At 44.9% G+C, this 26,507-nt stretch carries 26 protein-coding genes and 1 riboswitch; of the genes, 18 read left to right on the forward strand and 8 right to left on the reverse strand.

Annotation, left to right across the window (positions count from 1 at the left end; genetic code table 11):
* A complete protein-coding gene (locus F0316_RS06930) occupies positions 1–2,166 on the forward strand; it encodes a type I secretion system permease/ATPase (RefSeq protein WP_149560343.1) in 2,166 nt (721 codons plus the stop codon).
* A gap of 60 nt (positions 2,167–2,226) precedes the next feature.
* On the opposite strand, the gene F0316_RS06935 is transcribed toward F0316_RS06930, so the two are convergent.
* From F0316_RS06935 to F0316_RS06945, 3 genes are all read right to left on the reverse strand, one after another.
* Complete coding sequence (locus F0316_RS06935) at positions 2,227–3,939, reverse strand: ATP-binding protein (protein WP_172625979.1); 1,713 nt, start codon at positions 3,937–3,939, stop codon at positions 2,227–2,229.
* Positions 3,940–3,941: 2 nt separating this feature from the next.
* Complete coding sequence (locus F0316_RS06940; RefSeq protein WP_000377952.1) at positions 3,942–5,060, reverse strand: FIST signal transduction protein; 1,119 nt, start codon at positions 5,058–5,060, stop codon at positions 3,942–3,944.
* A gap of 167 nt (positions 5,061–5,227) precedes the next feature.
* Positions 5,228–5,584: a hypothetical protein gene (locus F0316_RS06945; protein WP_172625980.1), complete on the reverse strand. Its 357-nt coding sequence runs from the start codon at positions 5,582–5,584 to the stop codon at positions 5,228–5,230.
* 258 nt (positions 5,585–5,842) lie between these two features.
* On the opposite strand from F0316_RS06945, the gene ccoN reads away from it, so the two are divergent.
* The 11 genes from ccoN (at position 5,843) to ttcA (ending at position 15,816) form a co-directional block, all read left to right on the forward strand.
* Positions 5,843–7,270 (forward strand): cytochrome-c oxidase, cbb3-type subunit I, encoded by a 1,428-nt coding sequence (gene ccoN / locus F0316_RS06950; RefSeq protein WP_000076726.1) that lies wholly within the window; start codon positions 5,843–5,845, stop codon positions 7,268–7,270.
* Positions 7,271–7,283: 13 nt separating this feature from the next.
* Positions 7,284–7,904: a cytochrome-c oxidase, cbb3-type subunit II gene (gene ccoO, locus F0316_RS06955; protein WP_000097777.1), complete on the forward strand. Its 621-nt coding sequence runs from the start codon at positions 7,284–7,286 to the stop codon at positions 7,902–7,904.
* Positions 7,905–7,915: 11 nt separating this feature from the next.
* Positions 7,916–8,080, forward strand: a complete 165-nt coding sequence (locus tag F0316_RS06960) for a CcoQ/FixQ family Cbb3-type cytochrome c oxidase assembly chaperone (protein ID WP_000351115.1) — start codon at positions 7,916–7,918, stop codon at positions 8,078–8,080.
* 7 nt (positions 8,081–8,087) lie between these two features.
* The gene (gene ccoP, locus F0316_RS06965) at positions 8,088–9,068 is read left to right on the forward strand and encodes a cytochrome-c oxidase, cbb3-type subunit III (protein WP_000206863.1); all 981 of its coding nucleotides are present in this window, start codon (positions 8,088–8,090) and stop codon (positions 9,066–9,068) included.
* Positions 9,069–9,145: 77 nt separating this feature from the next.
* Positions 9,146–9,622, forward strand: coding sequence for a FixH family protein (locus tag F0316_RS06970; protein WP_001897374.1), 477 nt, complete (start codon positions 9,146–9,148; stop codon positions 9,620–9,622).
* Positions 9,623–9,626: 4 nt separating this feature from the next.
* On the forward strand, positions 9,627–11,999 hold the full coding sequence (locus F0316_RS06975) for a heavy metal translocating P-type ATPase (protein WP_000361686.1): 2,373 nt from the start codon (positions 9,627–9,629) through the stop codon (positions 11,997–11,999).
* A 3-nt stretch (positions 12,000–12,002) separates the two neighbouring features.
* A complete protein-coding gene (gene ccoS, locus F0316_RS06980) occupies positions 12,003–12,167 on the forward strand; it encodes a cbb3-type cytochrome oxidase assembly protein CcoS (RefSeq protein WP_000445305.1) in 165 nt (54 codons plus the stop codon).
* Positions 12,164–12,838 (forward strand): sulfite exporter TauE/SafE family protein, encoded by a 675-nt coding sequence (locus tag F0316_RS06985; RefSeq protein ID WP_000074296.1) that lies wholly within the window; start codon positions 12,164–12,166, stop codon positions 12,836–12,838. Before ccoS ends, F0316_RS06985 begins: the two co-directional genes overlap by 4 nt.
* Positions 12,839–12,927: 89 nt before the next feature.
* A complete protein-coding gene (locus F0316_RS06990; RefSeq protein ID WP_000622582.1) occupies positions 12,928–13,680 on the forward strand; it encodes an FNR family transcription factor in 753 nt (250 codons plus the stop codon).
* Between the two features lie 129 nt (positions 13,681–13,809).
* A complete protein-coding gene (gene uspE, locus F0316_RS06995; protein ID WP_000029912.1) occupies positions 13,810–14,757 on the forward strand; it encodes a universal stress protein UspE in 948 nt (315 codons plus the stop codon).
* A 126-nt stretch (positions 14,758–14,883) separates the two neighbouring features.
* Positions 14,884–15,816 (forward strand): tRNA 2-thiocytidine(32) synthetase TtcA, encoded by a 933-nt coding sequence (gene ttcA / locus F0316_RS07000; RefSeq protein WP_000126820.1) that lies wholly within the window; start codon positions 14,884–14,886, stop codon positions 15,814–15,816.
* A gap of 75 nt (positions 15,817–15,891) precedes the next feature.
* Here ttcA and F0316_RS07005 read toward each other — a convergent pair whose 3' ends face one another.
* The 3 genes from F0316_RS07005 to F0316_RS07015 are packed head-to-tail and all read right to left on the reverse strand — an operon-like array spanning position 15,892 to position 18,152.
* The gene (locus F0316_RS07005) at positions 15,892–16,551 is read right to left on the reverse strand and encodes a DUF2987 domain-containing protein (RefSeq protein WP_000837783.1); all 660 of its coding nucleotides are present in this window, start codon (positions 16,549–16,551) and stop codon (positions 15,892–15,894) included.
* Between the two features lies 1 nt (position 16,552).
* Entirely contained in the window at positions 16,553–17,353 is an 801-nt protein-coding gene (locus tag F0316_RS07010) for a glucosaminidase domain-containing protein (RefSeq protein WP_000549540.1), read from the reverse strand.
* The gene (locus F0316_RS07015) at positions 17,346–18,152 is read right to left on the reverse strand and encodes a hypothetical protein (RefSeq protein ID WP_172625981.1); all 807 of its coding nucleotides are present in this window, start codon (positions 18,150–18,152) and stop codon (positions 17,346–17,348) included. The genes F0316_RS07010 and F0316_RS07015 overlap by 8 nt, the downstream gene beginning before the upstream one ends.
* A gap of 324 nt (positions 18,153–18,476) precedes the next feature.
* Between F0316_RS07015 and potA the strand changes: the two genes are divergently transcribed.
* The 5 genes from potA to F0316_RS07040 all read left to right on the forward strand — a co-directional run bounded on the left by potA (position 18,477) and on the right by F0316_RS07040 (position 23,504).
* Positions 18,477–19,610 carry a spermidine/putrescine ABC transporter ATP-binding protein PotA gene (gene potA, locus F0316_RS07020; RefSeq protein ID WP_001881184.1) on the forward strand — a complete coding sequence of 378 codons (1,134 nt, stop codon included), beginning with the start codon at positions 18,477–18,479 and terminating at the stop codon, positions 19,608–19,610.
* Complete coding sequence (gene potB, locus F0316_RS07025) at positions 19,594–20,451, forward strand: spermidine/putrescine ABC transporter permease PotB (RefSeq protein ID WP_001911544.1); 858 nt, start codon at positions 19,594–19,596, stop codon at positions 20,449–20,451. Before potA ends, potB begins: the two co-directional genes overlap by 17 nt.
* Positions 20,451–21,221, forward strand: a complete 771-nt coding sequence (potC, locus tag F0316_RS07030) for a spermidine/putrescine ABC transporter permease PotC (protein ID WP_000533748.1) — start codon at positions 20,451–20,453, stop codon at positions 21,219–21,221. Before potB ends, potC begins: the two co-directional genes overlap by 1 nt.
* A 102-nt stretch (positions 21,222–21,323) precedes the next feature.
* Positions 21,324–22,355 (forward strand): extracellular solute-binding protein, encoded by a 1,032-nt coding sequence (locus tag F0316_RS07035; RefSeq protein ID WP_000731892.1) that lies wholly within the window; start codon positions 21,324–21,326, stop codon positions 22,353–22,355.
* A gap of 111 nt (positions 22,356–22,466) precedes the next feature.
* Complete coding sequence (locus tag F0316_RS07040) at positions 22,467–23,504, forward strand: extracellular solute-binding protein (RefSeq protein ID WP_000791554.1); 1,038 nt, start codon at positions 22,467–22,469, stop codon at positions 23,502–23,504.
* A gap of 148 nt (positions 23,505–23,652) precedes the next feature.
* Here F0316_RS07040 and F0316_RS07045 read toward each other — a convergent pair whose 3' ends face one another.
* Both F0316_RS07045 and F0316_RS07050 read right to left on the reverse strand, forming a co-directional pair.
* Positions 23,653–24,387, reverse strand: coding sequence for a chromosome partitioning protein ParA (locus F0316_RS07045; RefSeq protein ID WP_149560347.1), 735 nt, complete (start codon positions 24,385–24,387; stop codon positions 23,653–23,655).
* Between the two features lie 16 nt (positions 24,388–24,403).
* Positions 24,404–24,562: a hypothetical protein gene (locus F0316_RS07050; protein ID WP_000251901.1), complete on the reverse strand. Its 159-nt coding sequence runs from the start codon at positions 24,560–24,562 to the stop codon at positions 24,404–24,406.
* A 310-nt stretch (positions 24,563–24,872) separates the two neighbouring features.
* Positions 24,873–24,972, forward strand: a riboswitch (glycine riboswitch).
* 92 nt (positions 24,973–25,064) lie between these two features.
* On the opposite strand from F0316_RS07050, the gene F0316_RS07055 reads away from it, so the two are divergent.
* Positions 25,065–26,441, forward strand: a complete 1,377-nt coding sequence (locus F0316_RS07055; protein ID WP_032481511.1) for an alanine/glycine:cation symporter family protein — start codon at positions 25,065–25,067, stop codon at positions 26,439–26,441.
* Positions 26,442–26,507 lie beyond the last annotated feature (66 nt).

Raw genomic sequence — 26,507 nt, forward strand, 5'->3', positions numbered from 1 at the left:
ATGAACACCCGTTTTACAACCGACGCTCATAGGCTTGCTGAACAAACGTTACCACAAGAGTCTCCAAGAACTAATTGGGGTATCGAAGCTGTGGTCTACGCAGGTCAGCAATTTCACAAAATATCGACCAGCTCGCAACTGAAACACGCGCTAGGGGTAAGCCACGCCAATCTCACTGACATGGAAATGAGAGAGGCCGCCGACTATCTTGGCCTGAAAAGCCAAATAACAAAGCTCAGTATTCAAGCGTTCAATACGCTGCCACTCCCCGCTCTTATCGAATATCAGGGTGGCTGGAAAGTGATGATCCAAACCGATGATAACGGTTGGACGGCCTACGATCCTGCAACCGACTCTCTGCACACACTCTCGTTCACATCGGCTGAATCCACCGCGCATTACAAAGTCATGCTGATTGCAGATGAGTCTCTGAGCGTCAAAGAGGTCAAATTTGGTTTAAGCTGGTTCGCCCCTTCCATTCTTCGTCAAAAAAGCCAACTGCGAGATGTGTTTCTTTACGCCATCGCGCTACAGATATTTGCGCTGGTTAGCCCGATGCTGTTTGAAAATGTTATCGATAAAGTGCTCGTGGGACGAAGCCTATCAAGCTTGCATGTGCTGGCGCTGGCGATGTTAGCGTTAGCGATAGCTGAGCCAGCATACAGCTATTTACGCAATACCGTATTTGGCCATCTTGCAAGCCAAGTGAATGCCGAGCTGTCAGGCCGACTCTATCGGCACTTAGTCGGTCTGCCATTAACCTATTTCAAGCAGCGCCAAACTGGGCAAATCATTGCGCGAGTGCGTGAAATGGCGCAAATCCGTCAGTTTCTGACGGGTTCGACTTTGATGCTATTACTTGATCTGATTTTTGTGACGGTTTTTCTCGCTGTCATGTTCCATTACGCCAGTACACTGACTTGGTTAGTGATTGGCTCGCTTGTGATTTATTTTGTGTTGTGGCTGATTGCAGGACCGCTGATCCGCAAAAAAGTGGAATCTGAATACGAGTCCGACGCTAATGCCACGACGTTTTTGACCGAAGCCGTTACTGGTATTGAAACCATCAAAACGACCGCGACGGAGCATCGCTTTCTTGAGCAGTGGCAACGTATTCTTAGCCAGCAACTAAACCGTAGCTTTGATGCACAAAAATCGGGGCTCATCGCTGGGCAAGCTATCGCTCTGGTGCAGAAGCTGACGGCGGCACTGCTGCTTTGGTGGGGCGTGAGCGCGGTACTCAAAGGTGAAATCACTCCCGGTCAGCTAGTGGCCTTCAATATGCTCGCAGGCCATGTGACTCAGCCCGTTCTGCGACTGGCACAAATTTGGCAGGATTTTCAGCACACTCTTATCGCACTGAGAAGGGTTGGCGATATTCTCGATGAACCGAGAGAAAACAGTAAACAAGGCTTAGCGTCCGTGCCCGAACTCGACGGTGGCATTGAGTTTAGTAACATTCGCTTTCGTTACCACCAAGATGCCCCTGAGGTACTGGCCAATCTATCACTCAAGATCAAACCGGGGCAATTTATCGGCGTTACGGGACCATCAGGTTCAGGCAAGAGCACACTCACTCGCCTGCTGCAACGCTTGTACGTTCCGCAACATGGCCAAGTGCTGGTGGATGGAATGGATCTTGCGATTGCGGATCCCGTGTCTCTGCGCCGCAATATGAGTGTGGTACTACAAGAGAGCATTCTTTTTTCCGGAAGTGTGGCGGACAATATTCGTTTATGTAAACCGCAGGCCAGCGATGAAGAAATCCGCCATGCCGCTCAATTGGCAGGTGCGTTAGCGTTTATTGAAGGACTTCCCCACGGTTTTAACCAGCCTGTCGGCGAAAAGGGCGCGGCACTGTCTGGTGGCCAAAGGCAACGTATCGCCTTAGCGAGAGCCTTGCTGGTCGATCCTAGAATCTTACTGCTGGATGAAGCGACCTCTGCTCTCGACTACAATTCTGAAGCGGCAATCATGAGCAATATGGATGAAATATGTCGTGGTCGCACTGTGATCAGTATTGCCCATCGCCTCAATACCATCCGCCATGCTGACAACATCTTTGTCTTGGATAAAGGACAAGTTGCCGAAAGCGGTACACATGAGGAACTGCTTGCCCAGCAAGGGCTGTACGCCAAACTTTGGACGCAACAAGTGGGAGAATAGCAGGTTGAGAATTCGGTAGAAGATCCGCAGGTTAATGCAGGCTGTGATCTACCAATCTAGCTATGGATTAAGGAAACGTTTCACAACCTCCATGATGTCTTTGCTGCGGATCGGTTTTAGTACAATGTCATTCATTCCCGCATCAATACAGTTTTGCTTGTCACTCCCGGCAGTGTGAGCAGTGAGTGCGATAATGGGGATTTCAATATGTTTATCTCGGAGTATTTTGGTTGCAGCAATACCATCCATAATCGGCATTGAAATATCCATTAGCACCAGATCAAATGCGTGGTTTCTTTCTAAAAGCTCCACCGCTTGTAGCCCATTTTCTGCAATCGTGACATCATAGCCCAACTTATTCAGTAGTAATTGAATAACCATTTGATTGGTCTTTGTATCTTCCACAACAAGAATGTGATGGTTTTTTACATTCACGACTTGTTGGGATGAGGAAGTACTCGGTTTAATATTTTTCAAGCGAGATTGAAGTGGAATATATAAAGTAAAGGTTGTGCCTATACCGAACTCACTTTCAACTTGGATTGTGCCTCCCATCAATTCAACCAAATGTTTGGTAATCGCAAGGCCTAACCCTGTACCACCATAATTTCTTGTAATTGAATTATCCGCTTGAATAAAGGGGGTAAATAATTGTTCTACCCGATTCTTTTCAATCCCAATTCCTGTATCTTTGACTCGAAATACGACACCATCCTTGGTGTAGTCTAATACTACATCCACTTGTCCTTGTTTAGTGAACTTGATGGCGTTACCAACAATATTAAAGAGTATCTGTGTGAGTCTTGCCGAATCGGTGTAGTACTCTAATGTTGGATTCTTATTCGATTGAACATAAAAATGTACACCTTTATCTTGCGCAATCTGTCTATGATAAACCAAAGATTGGTCTAGTTTCTTTTCTAGATCCAACCAGTGACAGTGTAATGAAAAGTGCCCAGACTCGATTCGGCTTAAATCTAAAATATCATTGATAATAATGAGAAGAAGTTCGGCAGAGTTTTCCATCTGCTCAAGCAGCTCAACTTGGTAACTCGTTGACTCTCCACGTAAAATATCAATCAATCCAAGCACCGCATTCAACGGAGTTCTGAGCTCATGGCTCATCATCGCGAGGAAGTTAGACTTAGATTGGTTAGCTTGCTCTGCCAGTTTTTGCGCCAAACGCAGTTCACGCGTTCTTATTTCTACGAGTTTCTGTAACTCTTCTTTATGTTCAATATCTGAGATAGCTCTTTCTAATAGCGGCCTAAAACGTGACAACGTCTCTTTTGCTTCAAGAGAAAACTGACCTTTATTCTGTCCCAATAAGATGAGGACAGAATCGCTGATTTGAGCTTGAATCCCAGTAATCAAAGCGGAATAAACCGGCTTCTCAATCGACCCCATTAAGCAGGCAAACTCATCTAACTTACAAGGTTCAAATAACAGAATGCACTCACCATTCAGCACACGCTGGAATTTAACTCCGTTTGGCCAAACAACATCATTAAATGAGGCGTTTGAGGCAATCGCCGTACGAAACTGGTGACCGTTTTTATCTTTGGAAATAACAATAAAATCATCAAACTGAATATATCGATTCAATAATTTTTTTAATTCTTCAAAGATATGATTTTTGTTGGTGGCAACACTGAATGCAGAGATAGCAGCGAGAATTACCCTATTCTCTTCTGCAAGCTGTTTTCCTCGTTCAATGCTTCTTTGTAACTCAAGAGTCAATTCATTTACTTTCTCTGTGTATTCAGAATCCATTTTCATGCCTCATAAAATACAACAGAAGAAATCATTAAGTTACCGTGCGCATTTTCACCATTAATAAAACGGCCTTGCTCTCCAAAAGTGAAGGGACAAATAAAAGCGCAACCATTGAGCTGCTCCATTATTTTCTGTTGAACCTTATGTATATCTTGACCAAGCCTCAACATGGAACCAGCACAGAATATAGTTAAAGAACCAAATAACGCCCGATCTTGATAACTTTTATAACTCGCTTCCTGAATAACGCGCGTCACACGTTCAATAAGCTGATTTTGCGATCCCGTCATCAAGCTTACTTGCTCTCCGACTTCCACATTCGCAAACATTTCTAGCCCGCCATTTTCAGTCCTTCTCACGGGGTGAGTAAGCTTATATTGCGGTGAACAGCTCTCCTCCTTTCCCACCACTCTCCCTAAAGGAAACCGAGTCACATGTTCGAAAAGGTACTGTTCCGTGATTTGAATTCCCGAGTGATCCCCAATCCACTCTTTATACAGTCCACTGGCCGATTCGTTATCAATTTCCTCAATCACTCGACCTTTGGCTTTCGTGATCACACCAGAAAATTCGGTTGGAGAATACCCAGCGCTGAATCCACCAAAAACCGACTGCGATGGAAACATCAATTGCAATGCAATGCCTTTATCGGTAGCACCTTCCTGCGTGAAGATAGACCAATTTTGACTGATGAAATTATCCGCAGCACTCCCGCCAATAATGGGGACTTGAGAGCCAAACTTGTTATCGATTCCTTCAATCAAAACTTCTTCAATACCGGGTGTAGCATGCAAAAGCACAAGACTAGGTAACTCTCCCGTTCTATCGGCACTTTCTAGTGCATTATCAATCGCTTGATCAATTAACTCAGGGATGGGGCGATTATCGCAAAGAGAGATCAATGCCGTGCCGTAAGCAGCCTGAGGACTATCATAAATCCCCATGATTCCCACTGCCGGATTGGAAAAATACCCATCTTGCGTCATCACACCACGACAGGAAGAACATCCGATAATTGGAATGCCGGGAAATGCCGCTTTTAACATTGAGGATAAAAGTTGAGCATCGTATTCTTCAGTGAAATAGCAGATTAAATTCGATAAACCATTGCTATCCATAGACTGTTGTAGTTCATGGATACAAGAATAGACATCAACTTGAGTAGAAACGGTTGTTTTTAGCCGCATTGAACGAGTTTTGTATACGTGAGATGACACTATTTATACCTGATATATCGGAGTGTTTAAATAGCGCCAATCTATGGTTTAGGCGTTGAGTGATGATTCTACGGTAGGTAACGCAGTTTTAGTGTGATGCCATGGTTAATTTTAAGCTCGATATTGTCTTGCGTTGTTGGGGACACTAATAGCACTCCAGACTGGAATTCCGTCGAACCATTCACTTCGATTGACCATTGCTCATCCCATGGAGAAATGGAGTACTTGGGAACGTCTCGTGACCCGAGTTGAGAGACAGCCACCCGCTTCCCCTCTATATCAAATTGACAAGGCTTTTCCATTCCACAGGTGATGTGCGTACCACTTTCATGTGAGAAGGTTCGCCATAGAAAAGCACTAATCAACACCAGCAAGGTGATTAGGATTTGAGCAAGTCGGGCTTTTGTGAGTTTTTCGGCTGCCATGAACGCGGGCTCCTCGTGTAACAAACTTCAAATTTTTGAAATAAAAGGCCAAAACCTGATGGAGTGTAAGGTTACTACACTGTCATTGAATTGTTAATTGAAGTATAGTTAGACGTTGAAAATGCCACTTTTTCATAAAGTCAGCAACAAGAATTAACAGTTTAGATGTCATTGTTTTTGTTGTGGATTTGGGTGGTGTTACGACGAAAGTCGTGTTGGAAGTAAAAGTGTAGTTAATTAAACATTGGAAGCATGCAAATGAGCCAAGAAAAGCAGCTTGAACAAAACTACAACTATACCGTGGTCCGCCAATTTACCCTGGTAACAATTCTCTGGGGTATCGTCGGTATGGCTGTAGGGGTTTTGATTGCCGCTCAATTAGTTTGGCCACAGCTAAACTTTGATACGCCGTGGTTGACGTACAGTCGCTTACGTCCTCTGCATACTAATGCGGTAATTTTTGCGTTTGGTACAAGTGCCCTGTTTGCAACATCATATTATGTTGTGCAGCGTACTTGCCAAACTCGTCTGTTCGGTGGACCGTTAGTTCCCTTTACCTTTTGGGGATGGCAAGCGATTATCGTTTCCGCTGCAATCACCTTACCTTTGGGTTACACCTCAGGTAAAGAGTACGCAGAACTGGAATGGCCAATCGACATCGCCATCGCAGCGGTTTGGGTCGCTTATGCGGTTGTGTTCTTTGGAACCCTAGTAAAACGTAAAACATCTCATATTTACGTGGCTAACTGGTTCTTCGGTGCCTTTATTATTACCGTTGCGGTATTGCACATTGTAAACAGTATGGCGCTCCCCGTTTCGATGGGTAAGTCTTACTCTATCTACGCTGGTGCCGTCGATGCCATGGTGCAATGGTGGTATGGTCACAACGCTGTAGGTTTCCTGCTCACGGCTGGCTTCCTAGGCATGATGTACTACTTTGTTCCTAAACAAGCTGAACGCCCAGTCTACTCTTACCGTCTGTCTATCGTTCACTTTTGGGCTCTGATTTCTCTCTATATTTGGGCTGGTCCGCACCATTTGCATTACACCGCACTACCTGACTGGACTCAGTCTTTGGGCATGGTAATGTCTCTCGTGCTGTTCGCACCCTCTTGGGGTGGGATGATCAACGGTATCATGACTCTTTCTGGTGCATGGCATAAGCTGCGCTATGATCCGATTCTTCGTTTCTTGATCGTTTCTCTGTCTTTCTACGGCATGTCTACGTTTGAAGGCCCGATGATGTCAATCAAGACCGTCAATGCTCTATCCCACTACACCGACTGGACGATTGGTCACGTTCACTCTGGTGCGCTTGGTTGGGTAGCTATGGTGTCGATTGGTTCTGTATACCATCTGATTCCACGTCTTTTTGGACAAGAGCGCATGTACTCTGTCAGTCTGATCAACGCTCACTTCTGGTTAGCCACGATTGGTACAGTTCTGTACATCGTTGCAATGTGGATCTCTGGCGTAATGCAAGGTTTGATGTGGCGTGCAGTGAACTCTGACGGCACACTGACATACAGCTTTGTCGAGTCAGTGCAAGCGTCATATCCGTTCTATACCGTGCGTTTCATCGGTGGTTTCATCTTCTTGTCTGGGATGTTCCTGATGGCTTACAACGCCTATAAGACCATTTCTGCACCTAAAAATAGCCTAAAAGCTATTGTGCAACCGGCATAAGGAGAATTAAGCAATGAGTTCTAATTCTAATAATCGCCATGAACTACTTGAGCGTAATGTCGGCTTACTGGCTATTTTCATTGTTTTTGCCATCAGTTGGGGTGCTCTGGTTGAGATTACTCCATTGATTTTCCAAAAACAGACCACGGAAGAAGTACAGAACCTCAAACCTTATACCGCGTTGCAACTCGAAGGTCGCGACATTTACATCCGTGAAGGTTGTAACGTTTGTCACAGCCAGATGGTGCGCCCATTCCGTTCTGAAACCGAGCGTTATGGCCATTACTCTGTGGCAGGTGAAAGTGTTTGGGAACACCCATTTTTATGGGGCTCTAAGCGTACTGGTCCTGACTTAGCACGTGTGGGTGGTCGTTATTCTGATGAATGGCACCGTGTTCACCTATTGAACCCACGTGAACTGGTTCCTGAGTCAAATATGCCTGCATTCCCATGGCTGGCAAAAAACACTCTGGACGGTAAATACACGCAACAAAAGATGACCTTGTTCCGTGACAAGTTTGGTGTTCCGTACACAGATGAACAAATCGCAAATGCGACAAAAGATGTAGAAGGTAAAACAGAGATGGATGCCATCATTGCTTATCTTCAATCTCTTGGTCATGCAATGAAATAGCAGAGGTAATTATGGATATCGGTACTATTCACAGTATTTGGACCATAGTGCTGTTCATATGCTTTATAGGCGTGGTTTGGTGGGCTTATGGCAAAAAGCGTAAAGCGCGTTTTGATGAAGCTGCAAACCTCATCTTCGCCGATGAAGAGCAAAATACCTCGAAAAACAAGGAGTGACTAAGTAATGACTACATTCTGGAGTCTTTGGATCATCGTGATTACTGTGGGTACTTTGCTCGGTTGCGCTATTCTGCTCGTTTGGTGTCTGAAAGACAAAATGGGTGTTGAAGAAGGCGTTGACATGGGCCATGAGTACGATGGCATTCGCGAGTTGAACAACCCGTTGCCAAAATGGTGGACCTATCTATTTATTGGTACTTTCATTTTTGCAGCCATTTATTTAACCCTTTACCCAGGTTTAGGCAGCTTTAAAGGCATTCTCGGCTGGCAAAGTTCAGACCAGACCGTACGTTCTCTTGAAGAATCACGTGCTTCGATTGCTGCCGCACAGCAAAACAAACAACTGGTTCAGTATTCAAAAGAACTGGACGACGCTGAAGCTTACTACGGTGAAGCTTTCAAACGTTTGGCTTATCAAGACGGCACCACTAACTTACGCGAAATCCCAGATATCGCTGCCGATAGTGATGCTTTAAAAGTAGGTCAACGCCTGTTTTTACAGAACTGCTCTCAATGTCACGGCTCAGATGCTCGCGGCCAAAAAGGCTTTCCTAACTTGACTGATGATGCATGGCTGTATGGTGGTGAACCACAAGCGATTGTGACCACCATTCGCCATGGCCGTATTGGCCAAATGCCAGCATGGAAAGACATTTTAGGCGAGCAAGGTGTGAAGGAAGTCGTTAGTTACACCTTAAGCCTGTCGGGTCGTTCTGTGAATGCTAAAGAAGCAGAAGCAGGTAAAGCTCGTTTCGCCGTTTGTTCTGCATGTCATGGTACTGACGGTAAAGGTAACCCAGCCTTTGGTGCACCAAACCTAACGGATAATGACTGGTTATTTGGCGATTCACGCGCAGAAGTAACCGAGACGGTTATGAACGGTCGCTCAGGTGTTATGCCTGCGTGGATCAATACTTTAGGTGAAGAAAAGATTCAATTGGTTGCCGCTTATGTATGGAGCTTAAGCAACTCAGAGAATAAGTAACATTCTAATAACAGCCCCTTTTCAAGGGGCTGTCTTTCTTATATTTTTAGCCTCTTTTCGTTGTAGAGAACTTTCTTATGGTAAAGCCTTGGTATAAACAATTTTGGCCTTGGTTCCTGATCATACTACCTCTCACTGTAGTGATCTGGACGGTCGTCACCGTTATTGTTTTTGCAAATAACTCCGTTTCATTAGTCACTGAGGATTACTATAAAAAAGGCAAAGGCATTAATATTGATCTTACTAAAATCAATGTCGCCAAAGAGTTGGGATTGAACGCTACCGTTCACTCTGAAGGTAGCACGGTCATCATTGAATTCGACAAAGGTCAACTTGCTCACTTCCCTGCTATTCAAGCCATGTTTGCTCATCGCACACTGCCTGATCGCGATTTTTCTCAGCTGATTACGGCAGATGCAAAAGGAATTTATCGCTTAAATCTGGAGAATGAACTGCAAGGCCCTTGGTTTATCGAACTGACTCCGCATGATGGCCAATGGCTTGTCCAAGGTCGCGTCACCTTCCCCTCTTCTCCAACGGTATTAATGAATTAAGATCATGGACAAAACGTGTTATCACTGCGGTGAGGATGTACCTGCCGGCACAAATTTCCACGTTGATATTTTGGGTGAACAACGTGACATGTGCTGCCCTGGCTGCCAAACGGTTGCTCAAACCATTGTCGATAGTGGCCTCGTTTCTTACTACCAATTCCGCACTGCGCCAGCGGAAAAAGTGGAATTGGTTCCCGAGCAATTGAAAGCTTTGATTCACTACGACAATAGTGATGTCCAAGCCGAGTTTGTGCGTAGCAAAGATGACCACTCTGAGGTGACATTGTCACTCGATGGTGTTTCATGTGCCGCCTGTGCGTGGTTAATTGAAAAACAGCTACACACCGAGCCGGGCGTCGTCTCTATTCGAGTCAATACAACAACCAATCGAGCGCTCCTCAGCTGGGACCGAACCAAAACCCAGCTAAGCCATGTATTAGCTCAAATTCATAAACTGGGTTATAAAGCCGCGCCTTTTGAAGCTGACAAGCATGAAGCGCAATACCACGATGCCATGAAAACATACTTGTATCGTCTTGGTATCGCGGGATTGGCGAGCATGCAGGTGATGATGCTAGCTGTCGCACTTTATCTCGAGGCGTTTGGCGATCTGGATGCCGAGTTTAAAAACTATTTCCGCTGGGTGAGCTTAATTTTTGCTACTCCTGTCTTACTCTACTCGGCTCTGCCATTTTACTTAAATGCATGGCGCAGTATTCGTGGTCGCACTTTAGGCATGGATGTCCCCGTCTCTCTCGCACTCATCTTTGCTTATATAGCAAGCTTAGTCGCAACCATTACCGAACAAGGTGAAGTGTTCTTCGAATCGATCTCCATGTTTACCTTCTTCTTATTGGTAGGCCGCTTTTTAGAGATGAGAGCGAGACGTAAGGCGGCTGCCGCAAGTGGTAACCTGTTGAAACTCATTCCCGCGATTGCAACAACGTTAGACGGTCAACAAGTACCGGTAAAAACGCTCAAGCCCGGCGACTGTGTACGAGTTTTGCCTGGTGAACACATTCCAGCAGATGGTGAAATCATTAATAACCGAGTTCATATTGATGAATCTATGTTAACGGGTGAGTCTTTACCCGTTGTCAAAGCGACAGGGGATCACGTGTTTGCTGGAACACTGAATGGTGATGAATCGTTTGATCTGCGTGTCACCGCTTCAAAAGCCGATTCAGTTATTTCCAATATTGTGAGACTGCAAGATGATGCTCAATCCTCCAAGCCAAAAATTGCGGAAATTGCCGATATTGTGGCGCGTTACTTTGTTGCCATCATATTAGTTATTGCTGCAGGCACATGGTTTTTCTGGCATCAGGTACGACCTGAAGATGCGTTTTGGATTATGCTTTCGGTATTAGTCGCCACCTGCCCTTGCGCACTTTCTCTCGCAACACCGACCGCCTTGACGTGCGCGACCTCCAGTATGGGTAGCGTTGGGGTAATGTTACGCAAAAATCACGTGTTCGAAACGCTTTGCAAAGTGAATCATTTAGTCATCGACAAAACGGGCACCCTCACCCATGGCAATATTGAAATTAGCACTGTCGAAACACTGGATTCATTAACGAAAGAATCTTGTCTGGCGATAGCGGCTGAACTTGAGAGCCATGCCAACCACCCAATAGCCAAAGCCTTTCGTCCTTATAAGGCAGAAAATGTCACGGTGAGCGAAGTAAGAAATATCATCGGAAGCGGGATTGAAGGTGTCTTTGCAGGACAAAAAGTCAAAATTGGCAGCGCAGAATTTGTGTTAGGCAATCCACTAGATTCCGCACACAATTGTGTTTTCTTATCGCTGGATGGACGACATGTTGCCACCTTCCACTACCGAGATCCAATTCGTAAAGAAGCTAAAGCGTTTATAGAGAAATTCCATGCTGCAGGAATCAAAATCACTTTATTGACAGGAGACTCACAAACCAATGCCCAAAGCGTTGCTAATGAGATGCAAATCGATAAGGTAGTCGCCCAGGCGAAGCCCGAAGACAAGCTTACCTATCTACGAGAATTGAATAAAACCGACGTGACTATGATGGTTGGTGATGGTATTAACGATGCTCCAACACTAGCTGGTGCTCATATTTCTGTTGCGATGGGCGGAGGTACAGATGTCGCTAAAGCCTCAGCAGATATGGTACTCATTGGTGATCGCTTAGATAAATTGCTTGAGGCAAGAGAGCTCGCGCTGAAAACGCGTAAAATCATTCGCGAAAACCTTGCTTGGTCGTTGGGTTACAACTTACTGATTTTACCTCTTGCCGTGGCAGGATTAGTCGCGCCCTATATTGCAGTGGTAGGGATGTCGGGAAGTTCGATTATTGTCGTGACCAACTCACTTCGTCTGCTGAAAAAGCAAGGGAGATAACCGGTGGAAAGCTTATATTTGCTCATCCCAATTGCGATTGTGTTAGTTTGTGTCGCGGTCGGTATTTTTTTGTGGGCAGTCAAAAGTGAGCAATTTGAAGATCTTGAGCGCCAAGGCCACAACATCTTATTTGAAGATGAAGAGAGCCAAGATAAGGATAAACGGTGAGTCCTGATTATTTGGGGGCTTGGGTGGTAGGCCTGCTGGGAGCGGGTCACTGTTTGGGCATGTGCGGCGGCATTAGCGCTTTGCTCACCCTTGATCCGTCTAAAAGCTCACCAGCACTGCTACTTTATTACAATCTAGGTCGCCTGCTGAGCTACGCCTTAATTGGCGGCATTGTCGGTGGCATCACCGCTTCACTGACAGAGCTCATTGATGTTCAATCCGCCTTAGTGTGGCTTCGAATTTTCGCAGCTGTGTTGATGATTGTATTAGGCCTTTACATCGGACGCTGGTGGTTTGGACTACTGTGGCTTGAAAAAGTCGGCCAGAAAATTTGGCCATGGATTTCACCGCTAGGCAAAACTCTTTTGCCGCTAAAAAAACAGTGGCATGCACTACCCTTCGGCCTTGTGTGGGGCTGGCTTCCTTGTGGTTTAGTCTACTCTATGTTGACTTGGTCTGCCGTGGCAGGCAGTTTCTCACAAGGGGCACTTATTATGTTGTCATTTGGGTTTGGCACCCTACCCGCCATGCTAGCCAGTGGCTGGGGAGCTAATAAATTAATGCATTGGCAAAATTCGCATTTATTTCGTCAATGTGCGGCAATACTGGTGATTGGGTATGGGCTCTTCACTGCCTACGACGCCGTAAAGCTGATGATTAATCTGGGTTAATGGTTTAGAGGTCGCTGATGTATTTTAACTACCCTTTAGGGTTAAGCGATGCTAAAATATTGACGTACATCAATTAGTGAAAGGTTGTTATGATTTCTGAAAAGCCTGCTGCGAAGCGCATTCAATCGGGTGGTTGTGCTATTCACTGTCAAGATTGCAGTATTAGCCAACTCTGTATCCCTTTTACCTTGAATGAGTCTGAGCTTGATCAGCTTGACCAGATCATTGAGCGTAAAAAACCGATCCAGAAAGGTCAGGAGCTGTTTAAAGCGGGTGACGAACTGAGATCTTTATACGCAATTCGTTCTGGTACGATTAAAAGCTACACCATCACTGAGCAAGGTGATGAGCAGATCACAGCCTTTCATCTGGCTGGTGATTTAGTTGGTTTTGATGCAATTACTGGAGATCAGCACCCAAGCTTTGCTCAAGCGCTTGAGACCTCCATGGTTTGTGAAATCCCGTATGAAATCTTGGATGACTTGTCTGGCAAAATGCCGAAACTGCGTCAACAAATCATGCGTTTAATGAGTAACGAAATTAAAGGCGATCAGGAGATGATCCTGCTGCTTTCAAAGAAGAACGCTGAAGAACGTTTAGCGGCCTTCTTGTACAACCTTTCTACTCGTTTCTCTCAACGCGGTTTCAGCCCAAGAGAGTTTCGTCTCACCATGACACGTGGTGATATTGGTAACTACCTAGGTCTTACTGTTGAAACCATCAGCCGCTTGCTCGGTCGTTTCCAAAAATCAGAAATCCTAAGTGTTAAAGGCAAATACATCACTATTCTCAACCATGCAGAATTGATGGAATTGGCTGGCGTCTCTAAAGAATCTAAATAACTTCAATGATGTAGCTCTTAATGAGCTACATCATATTTCTTCCAAATACCTCTTCTTTTTACTAAAACTCTGCTCATAACTAAGCTAAAGTGAAGCTAACAAACCTCCTCACTGAACAAGGAGTTTCTCATGAGCATTTACAGTAAAATTCTTGTCGTGGCTGATATCAACCATGATGAACAACCTGCTTTGGCTCGGGCAATGCAACTGGCGCAAAAAAGCACCTCCGTCAGCCATATCACTTTCTTCCTATCGATTTACGATTTTTCTTATGACATGACCTCCATGCTTTCTCTCGAAGAGCGTGATGCCATGCGCAAGGGGGTGATCCATCAACGAGAACAGTGGATGCGCTCCATTGCAGAGCCTTATCTAGATAAATCCGTTCAGTTTGACATTAAGGTGGTGTGGCATAACCGTCCTTACGAAGCGATTATTGGTGAAATTTTTGCGGGTGAACACGATATCCTGATCAAAGCGACTCGCAAACACGACATGCTAGAGTCCGTTATTTTCACTCCAACCGATTGGCACTTGATGCGTAAGTGTCCGACACCGGTCTTGTTAGTCAAAAATGCTGACTGGCCAGAAAATGCCAATATCATTGCCTCTGTGCATGTTGGCTCCGAGCTAGATACCCATATTGATTTGAATGATCGTATGGTCGAACAGCTCCTTAATTTGAGCAAACGCTTAGGAGCGAGTCCTTATCTTGTCAACGCTTATCCAGTCACTCCAGCCAACATCACTATTGAGCTGCCGGAGTTTGATCCAACCACCTATACCGATGCGGTTCGAGGACATCACCTTACGGCGATGAAGGCTCTTCGCCAAAAACATGGTTTAAGTGAAGAGCAAACGCTTGTCCAACAAGGATTGCCCGAAGATGTGATCCCAGAAGCGGCCAAACAGCTTAATGCAGCTATGGTGATTCTGGGCACGACAGGTAGAACGGGACTTTCGGCGGTATTTATCGGCAACACTGCAGAACATGTCATCGATAAAATTAACTGTGATGTGCTTGCCCTCAAACCCAATGGCTACGTAAGCCCTCTCGATCCACAGACAGCCATTTAACCCTCCTCAACAGTCCCTGCCATATGGCAGGGATTTTTTATCTCTTCACACTATAGATCTGGCATCTCTGCTATTTATCCGTATCATACGCACTTCATTTTGTTCTGAGATTTAAGATAGCAAGCAATGACAGCGCAAACTCAAGAGTTGACCAAAGCTCAACAATACAATTTCAATAAGTTGCAAAAACGTATTCGTCGCAATACTGGTCAAGCAATTGCAGACTTTAATATGATCGAAGATGGCGACCGGATTATGGTATGTCTATCTGGCGGTAAAGACAGCTTTACCATGCTGGATATTTTGATGAGCCTGCAAAAAAGTGCGCCTATCTCTTTTGAATTGGTTGCTGTCAATCTCGATCAAAAACAACCGGGATTTCCTGAGCATGTCTTGCCTGAATACCTAGATAGTTTGGGGGTTGAGTACAAGATCGTAGAAGAAGACACCTACTCCATCGTGCAAGATAAAGTGCCTGAAGGCAAAACTACCTGCGCACTCTGCTCTCGTCTGCGTCGCGGTATTTTATATCGTACCGCCAAAGAGTTAGGAGCAACCAAAATTGCTTTGGGTCACCATCGTGATGACATCTTAGAAACTCTGTTCTTGAATATGTTCTACGGCGGCAAAATGAAAGGCATGCCACCTAAGCTAGTATCAGACAACGGCGAACATGTGGTTATTCGCCCGTTGGCCTACTGCCGTGAGAAAGACATCATCAAATATTCAGATATGCGCGGCTACCCAATCATTCCATGTAACTTGTGTGGCTCACAGCCTAACTTACAGCGCCAAGCAGTAAAACAGATGCTTAATGACTGGGATAAGCGCTTCCCTGGCCGTATTGAAACCATGTTTAGAGCCATGCAAAACGTGGTGCCAAGCCACCTTGCAGACTTCTCTTTGTTCGATTTTAAATCGATTGATAAAAACTCTGGCGTCATTAATGGTGGTGATATTGGCTTTGATAAAGAAGAAATTGCACCGCAAGTCGTGGAAGATGAAGACTTAGTGATGGAGTTTGACCCATCACTCCAGTTAAATGTCACCAATATCTAGGTGACTTCAAAAGCATAAAAACAAACAAAGGCTGTCTACTGACAGCCTTTGTTTTAGTCTTTCAATCGCTAAAGCTTACTTTTTTGCAGAAGGTAAGTAAGGTAAAACTCGCAAAGCTGGAGCCGGCAGTTGCATCCACCCTTCTTTACCAATTTGCGTTAGCGCTACTTGCGCCTTGTGATCCACAATAGCAATGGATTGACCATTACTGAACGTAATCATTCCCTCTGTCTCTGGGGCGAATTCTAAGGTAACGCCTTCAACCGCGGGCGTAAACCAACTGGCGAACATGCCGCCAAGCTGTTCAAGCATTACCTGCATCTGCGGCAACAAGACCTCGACTTCCTGATAAGTTACTTTACCCTCAAACGACTTTTTCGCCATCACCACCATAGAATAATCACAGCGTTTATCTTGCGGTGTATTCACAAAAACCAGTGGATTCGCCTGTCTCAGATTGTTATCGAGTGGGATCACCAGCTCATTACTAGGGCCAATAGGTAACTCTTCGTAGTGTTCTTCCTTTTCCATCCACGCTTTTTCTATCACGCAGTTTTGTTTACTCTGTGCATCAACAAAGAAAATCCCCATTTTTACATCAGGATGATCTTCTTTTGTGTTGCTTTTCATTTGAGAGAACAACTTGCTGTAGGTAAACATATATTGCTGCGCCAAAGCTGGAGCACTTAGGCTTAAAAACAAAGGGGCAAGTAGGAGGTAAGATTTTGATTTCATTCTAATTATCGTTCCAATATTCTTGATTCGCTAACATCATGGCTTGTAAATCACGCACATAGGCTTCACCACGCTCGGAATATTTTAAAAGGCCATTACTCATCGCTTTAGCACTTTCATCACTGTTGGGGTTGATTTTCTGCTGGCGAAGCTGAAAGCGTATTTCACGTAATTCTCGATAAGCCGGATTACGATTGACATTCATAAAATAGCTCTGAATTGAGTCTTGAACGCTGTCAAATTTAGCCACTTCATGGAACGCTCCTTCTGCTCTCGCTAAGGGTACTAAGCCACATCCCGCGCTATAACACCATTGGCCAAAATAGTTGTTGGCTTCTTTGGCAAATCTTGAGGTTCCCCATGCCGATTCATTCGCAGCTTGAGTTAAGACTAAGGCTTCAGGTATTACATCGACGCGATGAAACATTTCCTGTAACCAAGCGTTATCAACGTTGTTTTCTGTCAGTGCCACAGAATACGCAGTAGCCAAATGTTGTGCTTGTGCCAGATTGTGAGATGAGAGCTGACCGTCGGCAAAATCCTTTTTTATTCGCTTCAATAGTGTTCGTTCTTGAAGAATCCGCGAATTTTCATACCTCACACCGGGTTTTAAGTAGTTAAAAAAAGCCTCTTTCCGTTCAGCAATGTCGTGGATTGCAGAGAAATCTGGGGCTGCACCGACCACTTCTCCTCTGAGCAAAGGTAACTTGAACTTCTTCGGTTTCTCAAATCGATACACGCCAAACATGGCGATGAAGACAATGATTAACCAAACTAGGGTAATGGTTATTCGCTTATGCATCAAAAATTCCAGAAGAGTTGTTGCTATCAGGTTGGTCAGGCTGAGCTTGATCCGTTGCGATGATTTTCAAGCGAATGCCAAACATGTTGCGATAAATAATGCCTTTAACATGAAAGAAGAAAGGCAAGAACAACACTAGACCAATACCGTACAGAAGTACGGCCATCATGAACAGCACCATCAAGATCGAATAGATAGCGATTAACGGGAAAATCTTTTTATTCACTGCTCGCAATGACAATAACAAAGATTGCATAGGTGGGACTTTCTTTTCACAAATCAATAGTAATGAGTTACTAAAAGCCACAGAGAGATACATAGAAAGGAATGGCAAAATCATCCCTGCCACACCTTGTAACAATAAACTGAACAGAGTGGCGAGGATAACAGGGATCGTAAACTGTAATCCTTTCGTGATATGCCGAGTTTGGGTTTTTAGCCCTGCCGCGTGACTCATCGCCATTAAACTGATGCCTGCATAAATCGGCGCGCTGATCACTTCATAGCTAAAGTTAGCAATAAACATGGCTTGGACTAGGCCTTCGGGCAGCGCACCGCCCCCCTGAAACACAGACAGAATCACGGAGAGATCGCCGATCTGCAATTTGAACGCAAAATAAAAAATCGCCAACTGCACCAAAATCAGCGCAAAAATGGCAGGCGTAAAATTAATAAAGTGCTTGACTGTAATACCCCAAGCTTCCTTGAGTACATCACCCACTTTTAATTCATAACTTCCCGATAGCGCTTTCTCTACCGAGCCGCCAAGATTGAACTCTCTTTCGATATCGTTATTCATAAAATGCCCTAGTTCGGTCGAATGCGCAGATAACGTCACGCTTCAACGTGAAAATTGTGTTCATTATACTGAAATGCTGCTCAGGCTAAAATCTGATTACCAATATCATCTTGCTTTATTGTCGATATGATTGATAATTAACCGCTTGATAGCATTAAGAGTTAAGCAAAATCAGTATGCTAGACAAACTCTATTCAAACTGGCAAAAATTTTTCTGTTTCAAGGTGAGAAAAAGACTTTGAAATCGTGCTCTTGGTGTTTATGATGCGCCCCTTATTTTTGTTTAACTACAGGTCCAACAAGTAGGATTTTCTACAGGCCGAGGTGGGAGAAATACAGACGTTGAACGAACAACATTCAGTAGGAAAGCCAGTCATTCGTTTATCTGGCATTAGCAAAAGTTTCGATGGTAAGGAAATCATTGGTAACCTAAATCTTGATGTGAATCATGGCGAGTTCTTAACCATCCTAGGTCCATCGGGCTGTGGTAAAACGACGGTGTTAAGAATGATTGCTGGTTTTGAAACTGCAGATCAAGGTCAGATTCTGCTAGATGATCAAGACGTTACTCAAGTTCCTGCTGAACAACGACACGTCAATACGGTCTTCCAAAGCTATGCTCTATTCCCCCACATGACAGTGTTCGAAAACGTCGCTTTTGGTTTGCGCATGCAAAAAGTCCCTCAAAGCGAAATCGAACCTCGTGTTATGGAAGCACTACGCATGGTGCGCCTTGCCGAAATGGCACAGCGTAAACCGCATCAACTTTCTGGTGGCCAGCAGCAGCGTATCGCTATTGCGCGCGCAGTGGTTAACAAACCTAAAGTACTGCTACTTGACGAATCGCTCTCCGCTTTGGATTACAAATTGCGTAAACAAATGCAGAGCGAGCTCAAACAACTACAACGTCAATTAGGCATTACCTTTATCTTCGTTACTCACGATCAAGAAGAAGCGCTGTCTATGTCAGATCGCATCATCGTTATGCGTTCAGGCAAAATTGAACAAGACGGCTCTCCTCGTGAAATCTACGAAGATCCAAAAAATCTCTTTGTTGCTCGTTTTATCGGCGAAATCAACGTCTTCCAAGCAACGACTATCGATCGTATCGACGAAAAACGCATCCGCGTTGACATCGAAGGTATCGAGTCGATTGTTTACTATGAAGATGAAGTGAAGGCCGGTGACAAGCTGCAAGTGCTCCTCCGTCCTGAAGACTTACGTATCGAAGAAATCAAAGAGTCAGAAGAAAAAGGCATTGTGGGTCACGTGACTGACCGTACCTACAAAGGCATGACTCTGGAATCAGTGGTAGAACTGGAATCCGGTATGTGTGTGATGGTTAGCGAATTCTTTAACGAAGATGATCCAGATGTTGATCACTCTATCGGACAGAAAGTTGCCGTCACTTGGGTTGAAAGCTGGGAGGTAGTCCTCAATGATGAGCAAAAAGCTTAATCTACAAAATGCGATTGTTACCTTAATCGTAGGTTGGTTAGTGCTGTTTGTACTGATCCCCAACCTGATGATTATTGGTACCAGTTTTCTGACTCGTGATGAAGCGAACCTGATTAAGTTTGCATTCACCTTTGAAAACTACACGCGTCTGCTTGATCCACTATACGGAAAAGTGATGCTGCACTCGTTCTACATGGCGATTGTTGCAACATTAATCTGTCTAGTGATTGGTTATCCTTTTGCGTACATAGTGGCGAAAATGCCTGAAAAATGGCGTCCATTTATGCTGTTTTTGATTATTGTTCCTTTCTGGACCAACTCACTCATCCGCACCTATGGTTTAAAAATCGTACTCGGCACGCAAGGTATTCTTAATCAAGCGCTAATGTCTCTGGGCCTTATTGATGCACCACTGCGCATTATGTTTACCGAAACAGCCGTCATGATCGGTCTGGTTTACATTTTGTTGCCATTTATGATCCTTCCGCTCTATTCGGCTATCGAAAAATTGGATGGCACTTATATTGAAGCGGCGCGCGATCTCGGTGCCAACAAGTTTCAAACTTTAGTTCGCGTGATTTTACCGCTGACTATGCCTGGCATTATTGGTGGTTGTTTGCTGGTTCTGCTCCCTGCCCTCGGTATGTTCTACATAGCTGACCTACTTGGCGGTGCGAAAAACCTACTGATCGGTAACGTGATTAAGAGCCAAGTACTCAACGCCCGTGACTGGCCATTTGGTGCCGCAACCAGTATTGCACTGACTCTGGCCATGGCGATCATGCTGTACGCCTACTATCGTGCAGGTAAACTTTTGAATAAGAAGGTGGAGCTAGACTAATGGGACGTTCAATTAGATTTAGCTTTATGAGTTTGGTGTACTTATTTTTGTACTTACCAATCATCGTTCTGATTGCAAACTCATTTAACGAAAACAAGTTTGGTATCAAATGGGGCGGTTTTACCACCAAGTGGTACCACGCTTTGATGAATAACGACAGCTTAATGCAAGCCGCTTGGCACTCCATCAACGTAGCGGTGTTTTCTGCTACTGCAGCAACCTTGATCGGTAGTTTGACGGCGGTTGCCCTCTTCCGCTACCAATTTAAAGGTAAGAAAGTGGTGAGTGGCATGCTGTTTGTCGTGATGATGTCACCTGATATCGTGATGGCTATTTCGCTGCTTGCTCTATTCTTAGTGATGGGAGCGAAACTGGGCTTCTTCACTCTGTTGATTGCGCACATCACTTTCTGTCTGCCTTTCGTTGTGGTGACGGTTTACACTCGACTCAACGGCTTTGACGTTAAGATGCTTGAAGCAGCAAAAGATCTCGGCGCTGGCGAATGGGTGATTTTAAAGAAAATTATCCTGCCACTGGCGAAACCTGCGGTTGCCGCAGGTTGGTTACTGAGCTTTACCCTATCTCTGGATGATGTGATCATCAGTTCATTTGTGACAGGGCCAACCTACGAAATTCTGCCATTGAAGATATACTCAATGGTGAAAGTGGGTATTTCACCTGAAGTAAACGCACTGGCGACCGTCATGCTTGTGGTTTCTTTGGTACTTGTTGTCGCTTCACAGTTGTTAGCAAGAGAAAAAGTGAAGTAAAATCCACGTCCGTTTGGAAACACGCGAAACAGAATGACGGAAGTCATTCTGTTTTTCTTTGCAACGCCCAAAAGGGCAACGTTTAGTTTGGAGCTAACGTCGATGAAAAAACTGGCTACTCTTTTAGCAGGTAGCGCATGTGCGCTTTCTCTGTTGTCTGGCACAGCGGCAGCGGAAGATAAGGAACTGGTGTTTATGAACTGGGGACCGTATATCAATAGCGGCATCCTAGAACAGTTCACCAAGGAAACGGGAATCAAAGTGATTTACTCAACTTATGAGTCAAATGAAACTTTGTATGCAAAACTCAAAACGCACAACCAAGGTTATGATCTGGTAGTTCCTTCTACCTACTTCGTGGCAAAAATGCGTGATGAAGGAATGCTGCAAAAGATTGACAAATCTAAGCTGAGCAACTTCAAAAACCTAGATTCCAACTACCTAGACAAACCTTACGACCCAAACAACGACTACTCAATTCCACACGTTGTAGCGATTACCGGTCTCGCGGTTAATACCGACATGTATGATCCTAATGACTTCCAAAGCTGGGGCGACCTATGGAAGCCTGAGTTAAAAGGTCAACTGATGTTGATGGATGATACGCGTGAAGTATTCCATATCGCTCTGCGTAAACTGGGTTACTCAGGTAACTCTACGGACGACAAGCAGATTGATGAAGCGTATGCCGAGCTACAAAAGCTGATGCCAAACGTACTGGTTTTCAACTCTGACAACCCTGCAGCTCCTTACCTTTCAGGTGAAGTAGGTCTTGGTATGCTGTGGAACGGCTCAGCAGCAGCGGCACAGAAAGAAGGTTTACCAATCAAGCTAGTCTTCCCGAAAGAAGGCGGTATCGGTTGGGTTGATAACTTCGCTATCTCTTCTGGTGCCAAAAACGTCGATGCAGCACACAAGATGATCGATTTCTTGTTACGTCCTGAAATTGCAGAGCAAATTTCACGCGACACAGGTTATCTGACTGGCGTTAAAGCCTCAAACGACAAATTCCAAGATGTCGCACCACTGTTCCCATCTCAAGAAGATCTGGACCGTGTTGAGTGGCAATCTGCCGTTGGCGATAAGACAGTGAAGTACGAAGAGTACTTCATGAAGTTGAAAGCTGGCCAATAAGGTCTAAGAAAAGCATCAAATAGGCAGCCATTGCTGCCTATTTTTTTTTATCTTGTTATACTCCCCTCTCCAACGCCTAGTTAGGTTCTTTCTATACACTATGGGAACGTAATGAAAAATAAACTGTTTGCGAGTGCTCTGTGCGCAGCAGCATTGTTCACCACCAATGCAATGGCTAAAGACCAAGAACTTTATTTCTACAACTGGTCTGAATATATCCCGAGCGAAGTCCTAGAAGACTTTACCAAAGAAACCGGAATCAAGGTTATCTACTCTACCTACGAATCCAATGAAAGCATGTATGCCAAGCTCAAAACGCAAGGCGCTGGTTATGATCTTGTGGTTCCTTCCACTTATTTTGTCTCTAAGATGCGCAAAGAAGGCATGCTGCAAGAGATTGACCATTCAAAACTTTCACATTTCAAAGACTTGGATCCAAACTATCTCAATAAGCCTTTTGATCCAGGCAATAAATTCTCTATCCCTTATATCTGGGGAGCGACGGGTATCGGCATTAACACCGATATGCTGGATAAAAAATCACTCAAAAACTGGGGCGATCTGTGGGATGCCAAATGGGCAGGTCAATTAATGCTGATGGATGACGCTCGTGAAGTCTTCCATATCGCCCTGAGTAAGCTGGGATACTCGCCTAACACGACCAATCCCAAAGAGATTAAAGCTGCTTACCGTGAGCTGAAAAAGCTGATGCCAAATGTCTTAGTGTTTAACTCTGACTTCCCAGCCAATCCTTACCTCGCTGGTGAAGTGTCACTAGGTATGTTATGGAATGGCTCAGCGTATATGGCTCGCCAAGAAGGCGCACCAATCCAGATTATTTGGCCTGAAAAAGGCACCATTTTTTGGATGGACAGCATCTCAATTCCTGCCGGAGCCAAAAATATCGAGGCCGCCCACAAGATGATTGACTTCTTACTGCGTCCAGAAAATGCTGCAAAAATCGCCTTAGAAATCGGCTATCCAACACCCGTCAAAACCGCGCATGACCTACTGCCCAAAGAATTTGCGAATGACCCAAGTATCTACCCACCACAATCAGTGATAGACAATGGCGAGTGGCAAGATGAAGTTGGAGAAGCTAGCGTGCTTTACGATGAGTATTTCCAAAAGCTAAAAGTGAACGATTAAGCCTTTTCTATCCCCCATGAAAAAGCCACCGACGACGGTGGCTTTTTTGTATCTTCAGAATGCGATTCACTCTAGAGAGTGAAAAATCGAACGCTCAAGTTATGTGACGAAAATAATCGCTTTAATTCAGCCTGATAGATTAAATCACTTATAAACCTATCTCTTCTGAGAGCGCCTTAATCTCTTCCAGATCCATGTGATGCACACGGATCATCTGATCAATTTGGCTTACCCGTGAATTCGCTTCATCTTGTTTATCACAGGCATCCGACTTCGCATCCCAAGATTTCCCTTCAAGGTAAATGTCACACTCTTTTTTCAGTACTTTGAGCTTGGGAACCAGAGAATCGCGCTCTTTTTGTAATCCCTCGAGTTCTTGTTTGATTTTTAGTTCTCGTTGGAACAACTCTCGAGAACGCTCAAGCATGGTCACTTGCATATCGGCTTGACGATTAAGCTGATTATTTTGTGTATTGGCCAGTTCCAATGCAATTTTCTGCTCGTTCAGTTGCTGTTCTAAATTAAGATTTTGCTTTTCGAGTTCAGCAACGTATTTATCACGCTGTACAGCCTCTGCCTGCCACTCTTCTCTTTGCTTCTCTAAAGCCTGATCCATTTTATGTTGCCACGCTTCCTCTTGATTTTGCTCAGAAAGCTCAGCCGCTTTAGAAACTTCTGCTTTCGCATTATTGAGTTGTTCAAGCTGGTTTTGTAGTGCTTGGTAAGACGTCTCCCAACGACTGGTGGTGACAGTGGAACCAATCAGACCACCCAAGGCAATACCTAATACCGCAGCAATCGCGATATAGAGATAGCTCTGTTTATCTCTTCGTTCGATAACAACAACTTCTTCGTTGTCGTCAAACTCATCATGTTTATTCACGCTCGCTCCTCTTGCGTCAGCGAATCAGTTCAGAAATCATCAAGAAGGCCGTATAAGTGACAAAGGTCGCCAAAATGACGATAACGACCCCCTTCTGCAATTTTTCATTGGTACGGTAGCGAATCAACACAAACGCTAATGCTATCAGTAAGGCTATTGCAATTAATCTCACCATCTCCCGCCTCCAAGCGTGATTATCTTATAACACTTATACGTAGTTTAACGTCAGAGAAAAGTGGATTAGCAAAAGACTTGCGCAACATTTCATCAGTTGATTTCTTTTGTAGGTGACATCACATTTTCTTTTCGCTAGTATCCGCCTTGCAAATCGTTTTATTCAAGACGATTGTTCCGTTGAAGACTGCAGGAGAGTGGTTGTTAACCAGATTTTAACATCTGAGCCAAATAACCCGCCGAAGAAGTAAATCTTTCAGGTGCATTATTCTTAGCCATATATTGGCAACGAATAAGCGAGGACTGTAGTTGGAGGAACCTCTGGAGAGAACCGTTTAATCGGTCGCCGAAGGAGCAAGCTCTGCGCATATGCAGAGTGAAACTCTCAGGCAAAAGGACAGAGGAGTGAAAGGCCAATCTTTTAGTGAGCTCGCTAGAGCTCTGCTGTGCATTTTTCGCACCCTTTCTCTCTTCTCCTTATGTTTATTTTTTAAGGGGAAATCATGAATAACCTGCAATCTTTTCTGCAAACTGTTGATAGTTTAGTGTGGGGTCCACCACTGTTAATTCTTCTGGTCGGCACCGGTGTCTATTTCACCTTCCGCTTAGGCTTACTGCAATTTCGACGCCTGCCGACGGCTTTAGCTATGGTATTTGGCCGCGAAAAATCTTCAGACAAACAAGGTGATGTATCAAGCTTCGCCGCATTGTGTACTGCTCTTTCTGCCACCATTGGTACAGGAAACATCGTGGGTGTTGCGACTGCAATCAAACTCGGCGGTCCAGGTGCCCTGTTCTGGATGTGGCTCGCCGCCCTGTTTGGTATGGCAACCAAATACGCAGAATGCTTACTCGCGGTGAAATATCGCCAAATCGATGACAAAGGACAAATGGTCGGCGGGCCAATGTACTACCTGCGTGATGGTGTGGGATCAAAAACACTGGCAGTATTATTTGCTGTGTTTGCCGTAGGGGTTGCCTGCTTCGGGATTGGTACTTTCCCGCAGGTGAACGCGATCTTAGATGCCACTCAAATCTCTTTTGGCATCCCTCGTGAAGCCTCTGCGGTAGTACTGACCGTACTGGTTGCCATTGTCACTATCGGTGGTATTCAATCCATCGCTAAAGTCGCAGGAAAAGTGGTTCCTGCGATGGCGCTGTTTTATATCATCGCCTGCTTAAGTGTGATTGTTACCAATGCAGACAAACTCGCAGACGCAGTGGAATTGGTGCTGGTATCCGCGTTCACCTCAACTGCTGCAACTGGTGGCTTCTTAGGTGCGAGCATTATGCTCGCGATTCAATCGGGTATTGCCCGCGGCGTGTTCTCCAATGAATCTGGCTTAGGCAGTGCGCCTATGGCGGCGGCGGCGGCGAAAACTGACTCCTGCGTTGAGCAAGGCCTTATCTCTATGACGGGGACTTTCTTTGACACCATTATCATCTGTACGATGACTGGCTTGGCTCTCATTCTAACCGGCGCTTGGCAAAGCGATCTTTCCGGTGCTGCGATGACCACCTACGCCTTTGCCACAGGCTTAAATGCACAAACTATCGGCCCGATGCTGGTTTCCATTGGTTTGATGTTCTTTGCCTTTACGACCATTCTGGGTTGGAACTACTACGGCGAACGCTGCATGGTGTTCTTATTCGGAACCAAAGCGGTATTGCCTTATAAAATCGTCTTTATTGGCTTGATTGCCTCAGGCGCATTCCTGCACCTCGATTTGATTTGGATTATCGCCGACATTGTAAATGGTTTAATGGCCATTCCGAACCTTATTGGCCTTGTTGCCTTACGCCATGTGGTCGTGGAAGAAACGAAGCAATATTTTGCCGCGCGATATCAATACACCGAAGCAGAAGCCCAAGTTCAATAACACCTAGTCGGTCTAAGCACAAAGAAAAAGCGCCCAACGGCGCTTTTTCTACTTTTAAACCTTTAT

Origin of the sequence: Vibrio cholerae, from assembly GCF_008369605.1 — a bacterium.
GTDB classification, from domain to species: Bacteria; Pseudomonadota; Gammaproteobacteria; order Enterobacterales; family Vibrionaceae; genus Vibrio; species Vibrio cholerae.

Excerpts from the sequence above, each read along its gene's own strand:
- F0316_RS06960 (WP_000351115.1), top strand. The coding sequence starts at position 7,916 with ATGGATATCGGTACTATTCACAGTATTTGGACCATAGTGCTGTTCATA.
- F0316_RS06970 (WP_001897374.1), top strand. The coding sequence starts at position 9,146 with ATGGTAAAGCCTTGGTATAAACAATTTTGGCCTTGGTTCCTGATCATA.
- ccoN (WP_000076726.1), top strand. The coding sequence starts at position 5,843 with ATGAGCCAAGAAAAGCAGCTTGAACAAAACTACAACTATACCGTGGTC.
- F0316_RS07035 (WP_000731892.1), top strand. The coding sequence starts at position 21,324 with ATGAAAAAACTGGCTACTCTTTTAGCAGGTAGCGCATGTGCGCTTTCT.
- ttcA (WP_000126820.1), top strand. The coding sequence starts at position 14,884 with ATGACAGCGCAAACTCAAGAGTTGACCAAAGCTCAACAATACAATTTC.
- F0316_RS07055 (WP_032481511.1), top strand. The coding sequence starts at position 25,065 with ATGAATAACCTGCAATCTTTTCTGCAAACTGTTGATAGTTTAGTGTGG.
- ccoO (WP_000097777.1), top strand. The coding sequence starts at position 7,284 with ATGAGTTCTAATTCTAATAATCGCCATGAACTACTTGAGCGTAATGTC.
- F0316_RS07005 (WP_000837783.1), bottom strand. The coding sequence starts at position 16,551 with ATGAAATCAAAATCTTACCTCCTACTTGCCCCTTTGTTTTTAAGCCTA.
- F0316_RS07040 (WP_000791554.1), top strand. The coding sequence starts at position 22,467 with ATGAAAAATAAACTGTTTGCGAGTGCTCTGTGCGCAGCAGCATTGTTC.
- F0316_RS07015 (WP_172625981.1), bottom strand. The coding sequence starts at position 18,152 with ATGAATAACGATATCGAAAGAGAGTTCAATCTTGGCGGCTCGGTAGAG.
- F0316_RS06990 (WP_000622582.1), top strand. The coding sequence starts at position 12,928 with ATGATTTCTGAAAAGCCTGCTGCGAAGCGCATTCAATCGGGTGGTTGT.
- F0316_RS07050 (WP_000251901.1), bottom strand. The coding sequence starts at position 24,562 with ATGGTGAGATTAATTGCAATAGCCTTACTGATAGCATTAGCGTTTGTG.
- potC (WP_000533748.1), top strand. The coding sequence starts at position 20,451 with ATGGGACGTTCAATTAGATTTAGCTTTATGAGTTTGGTGTACTTATTT.
- F0316_RS06975 (WP_000361686.1), top strand. The coding sequence starts at position 9,627 with ATGGACAAAACGTGTTATCACTGCGGTGAGGATGTACCTGCCGGCACA.
- F0316_RS06930 (WP_149560343.1), top strand. The coding sequence starts at position 1 with ATGAACACCCGTTTTACAACCGACGCTCATAGGCTTGCTGAACAAACG.
- F0316_RS06940 (WP_000377952.1), bottom strand. The coding sequence starts at position 5,060 with ATGGATAGCAATGGTTTATCGAATTTAATCTGCTATTTCACTGAAGAA.
- ccoP (WP_000206863.1), top strand. The coding sequence starts at position 8,088 with ATGACTACATTCTGGAGTCTTTGGATCATCGTGATTACTGTGGGTACT.
- F0316_RS07010 (WP_000549540.1), bottom strand. The coding sequence starts at position 17,353 with ATGCATAAGCGAATAACCATTACCCTAGTTTGGTTAATCATTGTCTTC.
- F0316_RS06945 (WP_172625980.1), bottom strand. The coding sequence starts at position 5,584 with ATGGCAGCCGAAAAACTCACAAAAGCCCGACTTGCTCAAATCCTAATC.
- uspE (WP_000029912.1), top strand. The coding sequence starts at position 13,810 with ATGAGCATTTACAGTAAAATTCTTGTCGTGGCTGATATCAACCATGAT.
- F0316_RS06935 (WP_172625979.1), bottom strand. The coding sequence starts at position 3,939 with ATGGATTCTGAATACACAGAGAAAGTAAATGAATTGACTCTTGAGTTA.
- potB (WP_001911544.1), top strand. The coding sequence starts at position 19,594 with ATGAGCAAAAAGCTTAATCTACAAAATGCGATTGTTACCTTAATCGTA.